The organism is Pseudonocardia hydrocarbonoxydans (assembly GCF_006539565.1).
Lineage (GTDB): Bacteria > Actinomycetota > Actinomycetes > Mycobacteriales > Pseudonocardiaceae > Pseudonocardia > Pseudonocardia hydrocarbonoxydans.
Genome location: NZ_BJNG01000014.1, coordinates 177,207 through 189,538, shown reverse-complemented (window position 1 = coordinate 189,538; position 12,332 = coordinate 177,207). Strand labels below are relative to the sequence as shown.

Annotated in this window: 12 protein-coding genes; 7 read left to right on the top strand and 5 right to left on the bottom strand. The window is 74.7% G+C overall.

The window, feature by feature from the left end:
• The first annotated feature begins 54 nt into the window (after positions 1 to 54).
• The 3 genes from PHY01_RS07750 to PHY01_RS07740 all read left to right on the top strand — a co-directional run bounded on the left by PHY01_RS07750 (position 55) and on the right by PHY01_RS07740 (position 3,668).
• Entirely contained in the window at positions 55 to 1,527 is a 1,473-nt protein-coding gene (locus PHY01_RS07750; protein WP_141277844.1) for an aldehyde dehydrogenase family protein, read from the top strand.
• Positions 1,528 to 1,598: 71 nt separating this feature from the next.
• Entirely contained in the window at positions 1,599 to 3,383 is a 1,785-nt protein-coding gene (locus PHY01_RS07745; RefSeq protein WP_141277843.1) for a 3-hydroxyacyl-CoA dehydrogenase family protein, read from the top strand.
• A 6-nt stretch (positions 3,384 to 3,389) separates the two neighbouring features.
• Positions 3,390 to 3,668, top strand: coding sequence for an Rv1322 family protein (locus PHY01_RS07740; RefSeq protein ID WP_218030055.1), 279 nt, complete (start codon positions 3,390 to 3,392; stop codon positions 3,666 to 3,668).
• 27 nt (positions 3,669 to 3,695) lie between these two features.
• Here the strand turns inward: PHY01_RS07740 and PHY01_RS07735 are convergent, their stop codons facing one another.
• The 3 genes from PHY01_RS07735 to mce form a co-directional block, all read right to left on the bottom strand.
• Positions 3,696 to 4,925 (bottom strand): coiled-coil domain-containing protein, encoded by a 1,230-nt coding sequence (locus PHY01_RS07735; protein ID WP_141277841.1) that lies wholly within the window; start codon positions 4,923 to 4,925, stop codon positions 3,696 to 3,698.
• A gap of 76 nt (positions 4,926 to 5,001) precedes the next feature.
• Positions 5,002 to 6,333 (bottom strand): crotonyl-CoA carboxylase/reductase, encoded by a 1,332-nt coding sequence (ccrA, locus tag PHY01_RS07730; RefSeq protein ID WP_141277840.1) that lies wholly within the window; start codon positions 6,331 to 6,333, stop codon positions 5,002 to 5,004.
• A gap of 141 nt (positions 6,334 to 6,474) precedes the next feature.
• The gene (mce, locus tag PHY01_RS07725) at positions 6,475 to 6,912 is read right to left on the bottom strand and encodes a methylmalonyl-CoA epimerase (RefSeq protein ID WP_174824089.1); all 438 of its coding nucleotides are present in this window, start codon (positions 6,910 to 6,912) and stop codon (positions 6,475 to 6,477) included.
• A 148-nt stretch (positions 6,913 to 7,060) separates the two neighbouring features.
• Between mce and PHY01_RS07720 the strand changes: the two genes are divergently transcribed.
• Together PHY01_RS07720 and meaB are read left to right on the top strand one after the other, a co-directional pair.
• Complete coding sequence (locus PHY01_RS07720) at positions 7,061 to 8,254, top strand: acetyl-CoA C-acetyltransferase (protein WP_141277838.1); 1,194 nt, start codon at positions 7,061 to 7,063, stop codon at positions 8,252 to 8,254.
• A gap of 12 nt (positions 8,255 to 8,266) precedes the next feature.
• Positions 8,267 to 9,238, top strand: a complete 972-nt coding sequence (meaB, locus tag PHY01_RS07715) for a methylmalonyl Co-A mutase-associated GTPase MeaB (protein ID WP_141277837.1) — start codon at positions 8,267 to 8,269, stop codon at positions 9,236 to 9,238.
• An 11-nt stretch (positions 9,239 to 9,249) separates the two neighbouring features.
• Here meaB and PHY01_RS07710 read toward each other — a convergent pair whose 3' ends face one another.
• Entirely contained in the window at positions 9,250 to 10,413 is a 1,164-nt protein-coding gene (locus tag PHY01_RS07710) for a helix-turn-helix domain-containing protein (RefSeq protein ID WP_141277836.1), read from the bottom strand.
• Between the two features lie 295 nt (positions 10,414 to 10,708).
• Positions 10,709 to 11,212 carry a MarR family winged helix-turn-helix transcriptional regulator gene (locus PHY01_RS07705; RefSeq protein WP_141277835.1) on the bottom strand — a complete coding sequence of 168 codons (504 nt, stop codon included), beginning with the start codon at positions 11,210 to 11,212 and terminating at the stop codon, positions 10,709 to 10,711.
• A 72-nt stretch (positions 11,213 to 11,284) separates the two neighbouring features.
• Between PHY01_RS07705 and PHY01_RS07700 the strand changes: the two genes are divergently transcribed.
• Positions 11,285 to 11,608 carry a thiamine-binding protein gene (locus PHY01_RS07700; RefSeq protein ID WP_141277834.1) on the top strand — a complete coding sequence of 108 codons (324 nt, stop codon included), beginning with the start codon at positions 11,285 to 11,287 and terminating at the stop codon, positions 11,606 to 11,608.
• Complete coding sequence (locus PHY01_RS07695; RefSeq protein WP_141277833.1) at positions 11,605 to 12,327, top strand: alpha/beta fold hydrolase; 723 nt, start codon at positions 11,605 to 11,607, stop codon at positions 12,325 to 12,327. The genes PHY01_RS07700 and PHY01_RS07695 overlap by 4 nt, the downstream gene beginning before the upstream one ends.
• Positions 12,328 to 12,332 lie beyond the last annotated feature (5 nt).

The window sequence follows — 12,332 nt, the reverse complement described above, 5'->3', positions numbered from 1 at the left end:
GCGCGGGCCGGGGACGGCCCGAACGGCCCGGCCGGGAGGCCCTACCCTTCGGTAATGACCGTCACCGATGCCCCCGCGCAGGCCACGTTCACCTCCACCGACCCGCGCACGGGGGAGGTGGTCGGCACCCACCCCGTGCACACGGCCGCCGACGTCGACGCCGCCGTCGCCCGCGCGGCCGAGGCCGCGGCCTGGTGGGCCGGGCTGGGCTTCGACGGGCGCCGCACGCTGCTGGCCCAGTGGCGCCGGGCGCTGGTCCGTGGGCTCGACGCGCTCGCGCGCATCGTCGTCGCCGAGACCGGCAAGCCCTTCGACGACGCCCGCCTGGAGCTGGTGCTCGCGATCGACCACCTGGACTGGGCCGCGAAGCACGCGGAGAAGACGCTCGGGCGGCGCAGCGTGTCGTCGGGCCTGCTGATGGCCAACCAGGCCGCCACCCTGGAGTACGCGCCGCTGGGCGTCGTCGGCGTCATCGGGCCGTGGAACTACCCGGTGTTCACCCCGATGGGGTCGATCGCCTACGCGCTCGCCGCGGGCAACGCGGTGGTGTTCAAGCCCAGCGAGCTGACGCCCGGCGTCGGCGTCGCGCTGGCCGACTCGCTCGCCGAGATCGCCGGCGGGCGGCCGTTGTTCCAGGTCGTCACCGGCTTCGGGGACACGGGCGCGGCGCTGTGCCGCTCGGGCGTCGCCAAGATCGCCTTCACCGGCTCGACGGCCACCGCGAAGCGCGTCATGGCCGCGTGCGCCGAGACGCTGACCCCGGTGCTGATGGAGTGCGGTGGCAAGGACGCCCTGATCGTCGACGGCGACGCCGACCTCGACGCCGCCGCCGACGCCGCCGTGTGGGGCGGGATGTCCAACGCCGGGCAGACCTGCGTCGGGGTGGAGCGGGTGTACGTCGTCGACACCGTGGCGCAGGAGTTCACCGACCGGGTCGTGGCGAAGACCCGCGCGTTGCAGGCGGGCCGGGAGTTCGGGCCGATGACCATGGAGTCGCAGTCCGCGGTCGTCAAGGGCCAGATCGACGACGCGCTGGCGAAGGGGGCCACCGCGCTGGTCGGCGGTGCGGGCAGCGCCGACGCCCGGCTCGTCGAGCCCGTCGTGCTCGCCGAGGTGCCCGAGGACTCGACGGCCGTCACCGAGGAGACGTTCGGGCCGCTGCTGGTCGTCAACCGCGTGCCCGACGTCGACGAGGCCGTGCGCCGCGCCAACGCCACCGGCTACGGCCTGGGCGCCACCGTGTTCTCGAAGGAGCGCGGCGCCGAGATCGCGGCGCGGCTGCGCTGCGGGATGGTGTCGGTCAACAGCGTCATCTCCTTCGCCGGCATCCCCGCCCTGCCCTTCGGGGGAGTGGGGGACTCGGGCTTCGGACGGATCCACGGCGAGGACGGGCTGCGCGAGTTCACCCGGTCGCAGGCCGTCGCCCGGCAGCGGTTCGCCCTGCCCATCGCCGTCACCAGCTTCCGGCGGACCTCGGCGGGGATGGGCGCGCTGCTCGGGCTGGTCCGCGTGCTGCGCGGGAGGTAGCTCACACGGGTACGGGCTCCCGGGATGGGAGACTGCACCCCAGTCATCCCCCAACGGCGGAGGTATCCAGAGTGGCACGCGAGTTCCGGACGGTCGGAGTGGTCGGCCTCGGCACCATGGGTGCGGGCATCGTCGAGGTGTTCGCCCGCAAGGGGCTGCAGGTGATCGCGGTCGAGACCGACGCCGAGGCCGTCGAGCGCGGCCGCAGCCACCTGACGACCTCCACCTCCCGGGCCGTCGGGCGCGGCAAGCTGTCGCAGGAGGACGCCGACGCGCTGCTGGCCCGCATCACCACCACCACCTCGCTGGCCGACCTGGCCGACGCCGACCTCGTCATCGAGGCGGTGCCGGAGAGCCTCGACCTCAAGGCCGAGGTCTTCGCCGAGCTCGACCGGGTGTGCCGGCCCGAGGTGATCCTCGCGTCCAACACCTCGTCGCTGTCGGTCACCGAGCTGGCCGTGCGCACCGGGCGCCCGGGCAAGGTCGTCGGCCTGCACTTCTTCAACCCGGCGCCGGTGCAGAAGCTGGTCGAGATCGTCCGCACCGTCGTCACCGAGCAGGACGTGGCCGACGACGTCAAGGCGTTCGCGGCCACGCTGGACAAGGTGCCCGTCGTCATCGGCGACCGCGCCGGCTTCATCGCCAACGCGCTGCTGTTCGGCTACCTCAACCACGCCGCGAAGATGTACGAGCAGCGCTACGCCAGCCGCGAGGACCTCGACGCGGCCATGCGCTACGGCTGCGGCTACCCGATGGGCCCGCTCGCGCTGCTCGACCTGATCGGTCTCGACACGAGCTACGAGATCCTCGACACGATGTACAAGCAGTCGCGCAACCAGACCCACGCCCCCGCCCCGGTACTCAAGCAGATGATCACCGCCGGGCTGCTGGGCCGGAAGTCCGGGCGCGGCTTCTACACCTACGCGGGCCCGCACAGCTCCGAGGTCGTCGCCGACGCGCTCACGCCGTCGGGCACCGTCCCCGACGACGTGACGATCCGCGACATCTCGCGGGTCGGGGTCGTTGGCACCGGGACGATGGCCTCGGGCATCGTGCAGGTGCTCGCCACCGCCGGGCTCGACGTCGTGGTGCGCGGGCGCAGCGACTCGAAGGTCGCGGCGTCGATCGCCGGGGTGAAGAAGTCGCTGGAGAAGGCCGTCGTGCGCGGCAAGGTCACCGAGGAGGACAAGGACGCCACGCTGGCCCGGATCACCGGCACCACGCGGCTGGAGGACTTCGCCGACGTCGACCTGGTCGTGGAGGCCATCGCCGAGGAGCTCGACGTCAAGCGCGCGGTGTTCGCCGCGCTCGACGAGATCTGCAAGCCCGGCGCCATCCTCGCCACGACCACGTCGTCGCTGCCCGTCGTGGAGTGCGCGGCGGCCACGTCGCGTCCCCAGGACGTCGTCGGGATGCACTTCTTCAACCCGGCGCCGGCGATGAAGCTCGTCGAGGTCGTCTCCACGATCACCACCGCGCCCGACGTCTCGGCGTCGATCCTGGCGCTGTGCGAGCGCATCCGGAAGGTGCCGGTGAGCTGCGGCGACCGCGCCGGCTTCATCGTCAACGCGCTGCTGTTCCCCTACCTCAACGACGCGGTGAAGATGCTGGAGGCGCACTACGCCACCGCCGACGACATCGACTCCGCGATGAAGACCGGCTGCGCGCTGCCGATGGGTCCCTTCGAGCTGCTCGACGTCGTCGGGCTCGACGTCTCGCTGGCCATCGAGCGCTCGCTCTACCTGGAGTTCCGTGAGGCCGGATTCGCCCCCGCGCCGCTCCTGGAGCACCTGGTCACGGCCGGGCGGCTGGGCCGCAAGACCGGGCACGGGTTCCGGGACTACGCGGCCCGCTGATCGGCGATGGGTCGAGCGCGCCGGCCGCGGCCGCCACACGTGCCGCTGCGGTCGGCGTCGCTCACCCGCACCGAGGGCGAGTGGGTGGTGCGCACCGTGCCCGGTTCGGCCGCGTCGGACCGCTCCTACCGCTGCCCGGGCTGTGACCAGCTGATCCCGGGCACGGCGCCGCACGTGGTCGTGTGGCCGGCGGGGGAGTACGGGTCCGTCGACGACCGGCGGCACTGGCACGCCACCTGCTGGGCCGCGCGCGACCGGCGGGGGCCGGGGCGCCGACGCCACTGAGCCGGGCCCGGCGGGTGCCGGCCCCGGTCAGCGGCGGCCGGAGGCGGTGGCGCGGGGGCGGTTGCGCCGGCGTGGGGTCGGGGTGGGGGCGGTCTTCGGGGCCGGTGCGCCGTTCGGCTGCTGCTCACCGGTCGCGGGCTCCGGGGCGGGGCCCGTCGCCCGGTCCTCCCCGTCGACGGGCTCGACGTCGGTGAGCGTCTCGGCGTGCAGCTGCACGGTCGGCGGCTCGACGGCCGGGGCTGCGGACGGGGTCTCGTCGTCGAGGGGGGCGAGGGACCCGAGTACGCGGCCGAGCACCGCCTGCGTGCCGGTCAGCTGCTCGGCCACCCGCCCGCGCAGCCCGACGAGCTCGGCGACGCGGCGCTCGGCGTCGGCGACGATCCGGCGGGCGTGTGCCGCCGCCTGTTCGGTCTCCGCGCGTACCCGCTCGGTGTGGGCCCGGTACAGGCCGTCGATCTCCCGGCGGGTGGCGGCGCGCTCGGCGTGCAGCGCGGCGAGGGCCTCGGTGCGGCGCTGGTCCATCGCGATCGTGAAGTCCTGCTCGACCTCGGCGCGGTGCGACTCGCTCTCGGCCCACAGCCGGTTGCGCTCCTCCTCGGAGCGGCGCGACAGCTCGACGACCTCGCGCTCCACGTCGGCGCGCTGCGCGGCCAGCACCTGCTCGACGGTGGCCCGCTCCTCGGCGAGGGCCGCCTCGGTGGCGGCCCGCAGCTCGGCGATCTCCTGCTCCATGGCGGCGCGGTCGGCGGCGACCGCGCGCTCCATCGCCAGGCGGTCGGTGGCGAGCTGGGCCCGTTCGCGGACGGTCCGCTCCGCCAGCTCGGTGGCCTCCTCCTGCGCCGGGCCGAGGAAGGACGCGGCCTCCGCCCGGGCGGAGGCCAGGGTCTGCGCGGCCTCCAGCTCGGCCTCCTGGCGCCGTTTCGCCGCGTCGGTCTCGGCGCGGCCCAGCATGTCGGCGACCTCGTCCTCGGCCAGCCGGAGCATGGAGCGCATCCGCTCGCTCATGCCCTGCACGCTCTGCGGCGGCCCGGCGAGCGTGCGGACCTGGGCCCGCAGCTTCTCCGCGCGCGCCCGGGCGTCGTCGAGCTCCCGTGCGAGCTGCGCCGCCTGGTCGACGGCGGCGTTGCGGTCGGCGGCCAGGATGCTGATCTCCGCGTCGATCCGGCGGAGATGCATGTCGACCTGACCCTGGTCGTAGCCCCTGCGCACGACGTCGAATCCGGCGTCGTGTGCAGGGTCAGCGGGGTCGACAGCCATGGAGGTCACCGTACCGGCTCGTCTCCGGCCGGCCCGGTGCACACTCCCCGTGGTGGGATTCGTCACCCTGACGTGGTCAGATCCCCCGGAAGCGGTTGATCGCCTCGAGGTGCTGGGCGCGCTTCTCCGGGTCGGTGACGCCCAGGCCCTCCTCGGGCGCGAGGGCGAGGACGCCGACCTTGCCCTGGTGGCTGTTGGTGTGGACGTCCATCGCGGCCTGACCGGTCTCGGCGAGGGGGTAGACCTTGGACAGGGTGGGGTGGATGAGGCCCTTGTCGATCAGGCGGTTGGCCTCGAAGGACTCGCGGTAGTTCGCGAAGTGCGAGCCGATGATCCGCTTGAGGTTCATCCACAGGTAGCGGTTGTCGAAGCTGTGCATGTAGCCGGAGGTGGAGGCGCAGGTGACGATGGTGCCGCCCTTGCGGGTGACGTAGACCGAGGCGCCGAAGGTCTCGCGGCCCGGGTGCTCGAAGACGATGTCGGGGTCCTCACCGCCGGTGAGCTCGCGGATCTTCGCGCCGAGGCGCTTCCACTCCTTGGGGTCCTGGTTGTGCTCGTCGCGCCAGAAGCGGTAGTCCTCGGCGGACCGGTCGATGATCAGCTCGGCACCCATCTTGCGGCAGACCTCGGCCTTGGCCGCGGACGACACCACGCAGATCGGGGTGGCGCCGCCGTTGAGGGCGAACTGCGTGGCGTAGGAGCCCAGGCCGCCCGAGGCGCCCCAGATGAGCACGTTGTCGCCCTGCTTCATGCCGGCGCCGTTGCGGGAGACGAGCTGGCGGTAGGCGGTGGAGTTCACCAGCCCGGGCGCGGCCGCCTCCTCCCAGCTGAGGTGGGCGGGCTTGGGCATCAGCTGGTTGGACTTGACCAGCGCGAGCTCGGCGAGACCGCCGAAGTTGGTCTCGAAGCCCCAGATGCGCTGCTCGGGGTCCATCATCGAGTCGCCGTGGCCGTCGGGGCTCTCCATCTCCACCGACAGGCAGTGCGCGACCACCTGGTCGCCGGGCTTCCAGGCGTTCACCCCGGGCCCGGTGCGCAGCACCACGCCGGCCAGGTCGGAGCCGACCACGTGGTAGGGCAGGTCGTGGCGGGCGGTGAGCGGGGAGATCCGGCCGTAGCGCTTGAGGAAGCCGAAGGTCGACACCGGCTCGAAGATCGAGGTCCACACGGTGTTGTAGTTGATCGCGCTCGCCATGACCGCGACGATCGCCTCGCCCGGGCCGAGCTCCGGCGTGGCGACGTCCTCGACGTGCAGGCTCTTGCGCGGGTCCTTCTCGCGGGACGGGATCCCGGCGAACATCTCGGCCTCGTCGGCGTGCACGGTGACGCCGCGGTAGTGCTCGGGTACGTCGAGCGCGCCCACGGTGTCGAACTGTCCGGCGAGGATGGCGTCGCGGATCTCCAGCACGGCTGGCCTCCGATGGCTGAGTCGTGGGTCGGATGCTTGGCATCCCAAAGGTTACTGCGCGGTATGGTACCCGCCCGTGGCGCGCAGCGCCCCGTCCAGGTGGTCAGGACCACCCGGTCCGGGTAACGGGGCCGGGTCGGGTCAGTGCCCCCCGGCCGCCGGCTCGACCAGCTCGACCAGCACGCCCCCCGCGTCCTTCGGGTGCAGGAAGTTGATGCGGGACTCGGCCGTGCCCCGCTTCGGCTCGGGGTAGAGCAGTCGCACGCCCTTCTCCCGCAGCGCCGCGCAGGTGGCGTCGATGTCGACCACCCGGTAGGCCATCTGCTGGATGCCGGGGCCGTTGCGGTCGAGGAACTTCCCGATCGGCGAGTCGGGACGCAGCGGGGCGAGCAGCTGGATGGCCGCGCCCCCGTCGTCGCCGGGGGCCGACAGCATCGCCTCCCGCACGCCCTGCTCCTCGTTGGTCTCCACGTGCGTGGCCACCAGGCCGAGCGTGTCGCCGTACCAGGCGATCGCCTCGTCCAGGTCGGCGACGGCGATGCCGACGTGGTCCACCCCGATGATCGTGTGCTCTCCCATGGGCGGAATGTAACCGCATCCACTCGGTGACGTGCGCATGTGCTCCGCGTCACGAGGTCGACCAGGTCACGACCCCGGCCGCGGTGCGACTCGCCGGGTAGGGTCACGGCCACTCTGACCACACCACCGCAGCTGCTGGAGGTCCTCCGTGTCCGGTTCCGTCATCGTCGCAGGCGCTCGCACCCCGATGGGACGGTTGCTGGGCCAGCTCAAGGACTTCACCGGCGCCCAGCTCGGCGGGGTCGCGATCAAGGCCGCACTGGAGCGGGCCGGTGTCGGCCCCGAGCAGGTGCAGTACGTGATCATGGGGCAGGTGCTGACGGCGGGCGCCGGGCAGATCCCCGCCCGCCAGGCCGCCGTGGCCGCGGGCATCGGCATGGACGTGCCCGCCCTGACCATCAACAAGGTGTGCCTGTCGGGGCTCAACGCCATCGCGCTGGCCGACCAGCTCATCCGGGCCGGCGAGTACGACATCATCGTGGCCGGCGGCCAGGAGTCGATGACCCAGGCGCCCCACCTGCTGTCGAAGTCGCGTGCCGGGTTCAAGTACGGCGACGTCACGATGCTCGACCACATGGCCTTCGACGGCCTGCACGACTCGTTCGACCAGGTCTCCATGGGCGCCTCGACCGAGAAGCACAACGCGCGGTACGAGATCACCCGGGCCGACCAGGACGAGTTCGCCGCGCAGTCGCACCAGCGCGCGGGCCGCGCCGTCGAGAACGGGCTGTTCGGCGAGGAGATCACCGCGGTGCACGTGCCGCAGCGCAAGGGCGACCCGCTCGTGGTGGACGCCGACGAGGGCATCCGTCCGGACACCACCGCCGAGGGCCTGGGCAAGCTGCGCCCGGCCTTCTCGGCCGACGGCACGATCACCGCCGGCACGTCGTCGCCGATCTCGGACGGCGCGACCGCCGTGGTCGTGATGAGCAGGGCCAAGGCCGAGGAGCTCGGCCTCACCTGGCTCGCCGAGATCGGTGCGCAGGGCATGGTGGCCGGGCCCGACGACTCCAGCCTGCACGAGCAGCCGGCCAACGCCATCGCGGCGGCGTGCCGCAAGGAGGGCATCGAGCCCGCCGACCTGGACGTCATCGAGATCAACGAGGCCTTCGCGGCGGTCGGGGTGGTGTCGACCCGCAAGCTCGGGGTGGACCCGGAGAAGGTGAACCCCAACGGCGGGGCCATCGCGCTCGGCCACCCGATCGGGGCCTCCGGGGCCCGGCTCGCGCTGCACCTCGCCCTGGAGCTCAAGCGCCGCGGCGGCGGCGTGGGTGCGGCCGCACTGTGCGGTGGCGGCGGACAGGGCGACGCCCTGATCCTCCGCGTGCCCGCCTCGAGCTGATCCCCGGCCCGCATGCCCCGCCCCGACGTCCCCGATCTCGTCGAGCGGGCCCGGCGCGGTGAGGCGCGCGCCGTCGCCCGGCTGATCTCGCTGGTGGAGAGCGGGGCGGACAGCGACGCCGGCGCGGCGGACCTGCGCGCCGTCGCGGCCGCGCTGGCCCCCCACGCGGGACGGGCGCACGTGGTGGGGCTGACCGGGCCTCCGGGCGTCGGCAAGTCGACCTCGACGTCGGTGCTGGTCGGCGCCCTGCGCGCCCGGGGCCGACGGGTCGGTGTGCTCGCCGTCGATCCGTCCTCCCCGTTCTCCGGCGGGGCGCTGCTCGGCGACCGGGTGCGGATGGGGGAGCACGCCACCGACGACGGCGTGTTCATCCGGTCGATGGCCACCCGCGGGCACCTGGGAGGGCTCGCCTGGGCCACCCCGCAGGCACTGCGGGTGCTCGACGCGGCCGGCTGCGACGTCGTGCTCGTGGAGACCGTCGGTGTGGGTCAGAGCGAGATCGAGGTGGTGGCGCTCGCCGACACCACCGTCGTCCTGCTCGCCCCGGGGATGGGGGACGGGGTGCAGGCCGCGAAGGCGGGGATCCTGGAGATCGCCGACGTCTTCGTGGTGAACAAGGCCGACCGCGACGGCGCCGCCCAGACCGTGCGGGACCTGCGGCACATGATGTCGCTCGACGGCGGGGACGGGGGCTGCGGCTGGCAGCGGCCCGTGGTGCCGACGGTGGCCGCCCGGGGTGAGGGCGTGGACGAGCTCGTCGCCGCCCTCGACGCCCATCGGGAGTGGATGGACGCGGGCGGTGAACGGACGCGGCGCCGCCTCGCCCGCGCCGAGGCGGAGATCCAGGCGATCACCCTGGAGCGGGTGCGGGCCCGGATCGGCGACCGCTCCGGGCTGCCCCGCCTGGCCGAGCGCGTGGTGGCCGGGGAGCTCGATCCCTACGCCGCCGCCGACGAGCTCGCCCACAGCGTCACCGGGCGGTAGCCCGCGGCCGTTCACCGGGGCCGCCCCGGCGGGTGCCCGTCGAGCCGGGCGATTGTGCTCCGGAAGCCGATGCGTTCCGCGAGCGCCCTGGCCTGCCGGGCGTGCCCGGCCGCTGCGGTGTCGTCGGCACCGGCGAGCGCCCGGGAGAGGTCGGTGTGGATCTCGGCGCGGGCCCGGGCCGAGGTGGGCCCCGCGGCCAGTGCGGACCTCAGTGGCCCGGCCGCCGCCGGATCGCCCAGCTCGAGCAGCGCGCGACCGTGCCACCGATGGAGGTCGGCGAGCTCGACGGCCGGCCCACCCGGACGGACCGCGTCGATCGCCGGGAACGACCGGGCCGCCTCCTCGAGCGCCCGCCGGGTGGCCGGCGCGTCGCCCGCGGCGGCGTGGGCCACCGCGCGGGCCGCCGCCAGGCGGGTACGGGCCGCGGCGTCCGGTGGCGGACCGGCCGGGCCCGTCTCCCGGTCGGGGACGTCCAGCACGGCGACGGCCCGGTGGGCCATGCCGATCTCGCACAGGACCTCGGCCCGGCCGACGGCCGCCGCCACCGTCAGCGCCGGGGAGGCGGACTCCCGCGCCGCCGCCCCGGCGACGTCGAGCTGTCGCCACGCCCCGTCCGGGTCGTCGGCGTCGAGGCGCTGGCGCCCGGCCAGCAGGGCCGCACCGGCGAGCACCCCGGCGACCGCCGCCCGGCGCCCGGGCTCCAGGGTGTGCCGCAGGGTGCGGGTGAGCTGCTCGACCAGGGCCGTCGTGACGCCCGCCGCCCCGGCCGCACCGAGCTCGTCGTCGATGCGGTGTGCGGCGGCGAGCTGCACCGCCCACTGCTGCACGACGGTCCCGTCGGCCGCGGCGGCGCCGGCCAGCTCCGCGCGCAGGCGCGCCCGCCCGTCCGGCTCGGAGACGGGCGCCAGCCCCAGCTCGCCCGCGGTGCGGTCGTAGAGCTCGGCGAGCAGGGACCGGTACTCGGGCTCGGGCCGGGCGTGACCGTTCTCCCACCGGGACAGCTGCGTCTTGAGGCTGGCCGCGGAGGCCTCGGGCCCGCCCCGGCGCCCGGCGAGCTCGCGCAGCGCGCGCGCCGCGTCGGTCTGCGACCAGCCCCGTGCGGCCCGGGCGCCGCGCAGGGCCGACCGGGCCGGGGTGTCGGCACCGGCCCGGGACGTGCCGTCCGGCTCGGTCATGGACCCAGACTGTCGGCCCCCGCGCCTACTGTCAACGCCGTTGACGCAACAGGCCGTCAACGACCGGGACGGGGGACGGACGTGGACCTGGCGACGTGCTCGGCGTGCGTGGTGGCCGGATCGGCCGGAGGTGCGGTGGTGGGGTTCGGCTGGGGCCGGCGCAGGCGGGGCAGGCGGGCGGCACCGCCGGGCGGGTCGTCGCGGACCGGGCGCACCATGCGGGTGTGGCCGGGCCGCCGGCCCGATCGGCGGGGGACGGGCGGGGCTCCGTGACGGCGGGTGGGATGCCCCGGGGTCAGCCGAAGTCGCCCGCGGCCCGGCGGACCTCGCCCAGGAGCGCGGTGAGCTGGGCCCGCTGCTCGTCGTCGAGCCCGCCGAGCCCGAAGTCGACGGCCGTCACCGACTCGGTGGCGCGGGCGCGCAGCTCCGCTCCGCTGTCGGTGATCTCCACGAGGGTGGCGCGGCGGTCGGTGGGGTGCGGGACGCGCCGCACCAGCCCGTCGGCCTGCAGGCGGTCGACGATGTTGGTCACGCTGGTGGGGTGCAGTTGCAGCCGCTCGCCCATCACCCGCATCGGCAACCGGCCGCTGCGGGCGAAGGTGAGCAGCACCAGCGCCTCGTACCGGGCGAAGGTGAGGCCGTGCGGGCGCAGGGCGCCGTCCACCGCGGAGAGCAGGATCTGCTGCACGCGCATCACGCTGGTGACCGCGGCCATCGCCCCGGACGGCCCGATCCGCTCGGCCCACAGGTCCGCGGCCCGCATGATGGGGTCGAAGGGCAGTGGGTCGCGGGGGGCCATGACCCACGACGCTAGCAGTGCGGGTGGGTGGGCCCTCGCGCTCGGCCGGGCCGCTGGGGCACGCTGTCGACCATGCTCTTCGCCTTCAGCATCGCGCCCGCGGGTGGCGGCTCCGACAGTGTCGGCGACGTGGTCGCCGAGGCCGTCCGCGTCGTCCGCGCCTCCGGCCTGCCCCACGAGACCACCTCCATGTTCACCACGATCGAGTCCGAGACCTGGGACGAGGGCATGGCGGTGGTCAAGGCCGCGGTGGAGGCCGTGCAGGCCAGGGCGCCGCGGGTCAGCCTGGTGCTCAAGGCCGACATCCGGCCCGGGTTCGACAGCGGGCAGCTGCGCGCGAAGGTGGAGCGCGTCGAGGCGGCCCTCGACGACGTGGACCGGCCGGGGCCGGCGTGAGCACGCGCGCCGTGCTGGTGCACGGGGCGTGGCACGACGGGAGGTGCTGGGCACCGGTGCTGGCGGAGCTGGCCGCCGCGGGCCACGACGCCGTGGCGGTCGACCTGCCGAGCCACCGGCCCGGTGCCGGGACGGACGACTACGTCGACGCGGTGGTCGCCGCGGCCGGTCCCGCGGGCCGGGTCGTGCTGGTCGGGCACTCGCTGGGCGGGCTCACGGTGCCGGTCGTGGCCCAGCGGCTGGGCACGGAACGGGTCGCCGCGCTGGTGCTGGTGGCCGCCCTGGTCCCGCTCCCCGGGACGTCCTGGCACGCCCGCACCCGGGCCGAGCCGGGGATCATGGCCGAGGGGTTCGGCCGCGGGCAGCTCCGCCACGACGACGGCACCACGTCCTGGCCGGTGGAGGCGGCCGTCGAGAACCTCTACGCCGGTGTGGCCGAGGAGGCCTCGCCCGCGGTGGTCAGGGAGGCGGTCGGCACGCTGCGGCCCCAGGACTGGACGGTGACCAGGGAGGTCGGCCCCCTCAGCGCATGGCCGGCGGTCCGCACGGTGCAGGTCGTCTGCGCCGCCGACCGCGTCGTCGACCCGCGATGGGGGCGGACGGGCGCGGTCGTCCCGGGCGCCGAGGTGGTCGAGATGGCGGGCGGGCACTTCCCGATGCTCACCCGGCCCGCCGAGCTCGCCCGACTGATCGGCGAGGAGCTCCGGCGCGACGGGTGAGCGGC

Coding starts and splice junctions, on each gene's coding strand:
- PHY01_RS07700 (WP_141277834.1), top strand. CDS start 11,285: ATGCTCTTCGCCTTCAGCATCGCGCCCGCGGGTGGCGGCTCCGACAGT.
- PHY01_RS07705 (WP_141277835.1), bottom strand. CDS start 11,212: ATGGCCCCCCGCGACCCACTGCCCTTCGACCCCATCATGCGGGCCGCG.
- meaB (WP_141277837.1), top strand. CDS start 8,267: ATGCCCCGCCCCGACGTCCCCGATCTCGTCGAGCGGGCCCGGCGCGGT.
- PHY01_RS07750 (WP_141277844.1), top strand. CDS start 55: ATGACCGTCACCGATGCCCCCGCGCAGGCCACGTTCACCTCCACCGAC.
- PHY01_RS07740 (WP_218030055.1), top strand. CDS start 3,390: ATGGGTCGAGCGCGCCGGCCGCGGCCGCCACACGTGCCGCTGCGGTCG.
- PHY01_RS07735 (WP_141277841.1), bottom strand. CDS start 4,925: ATGGCTGTCGACCCCGCTGACCCTGCACACGACGCCGGATTCGACGTC.
- PHY01_RS07710 (WP_141277836.1), bottom strand. CDS start 10,413: ATGACCGAGCCGGACGGCACGTCCCGGGCCGGTGCCGACACCCCGGCC.
- mce (WP_174824089.1), bottom strand. CDS start 6,912: ATGGGAGAGCACACGATCATCGGGGTGGACCACGTCGGCATCGCCGTC.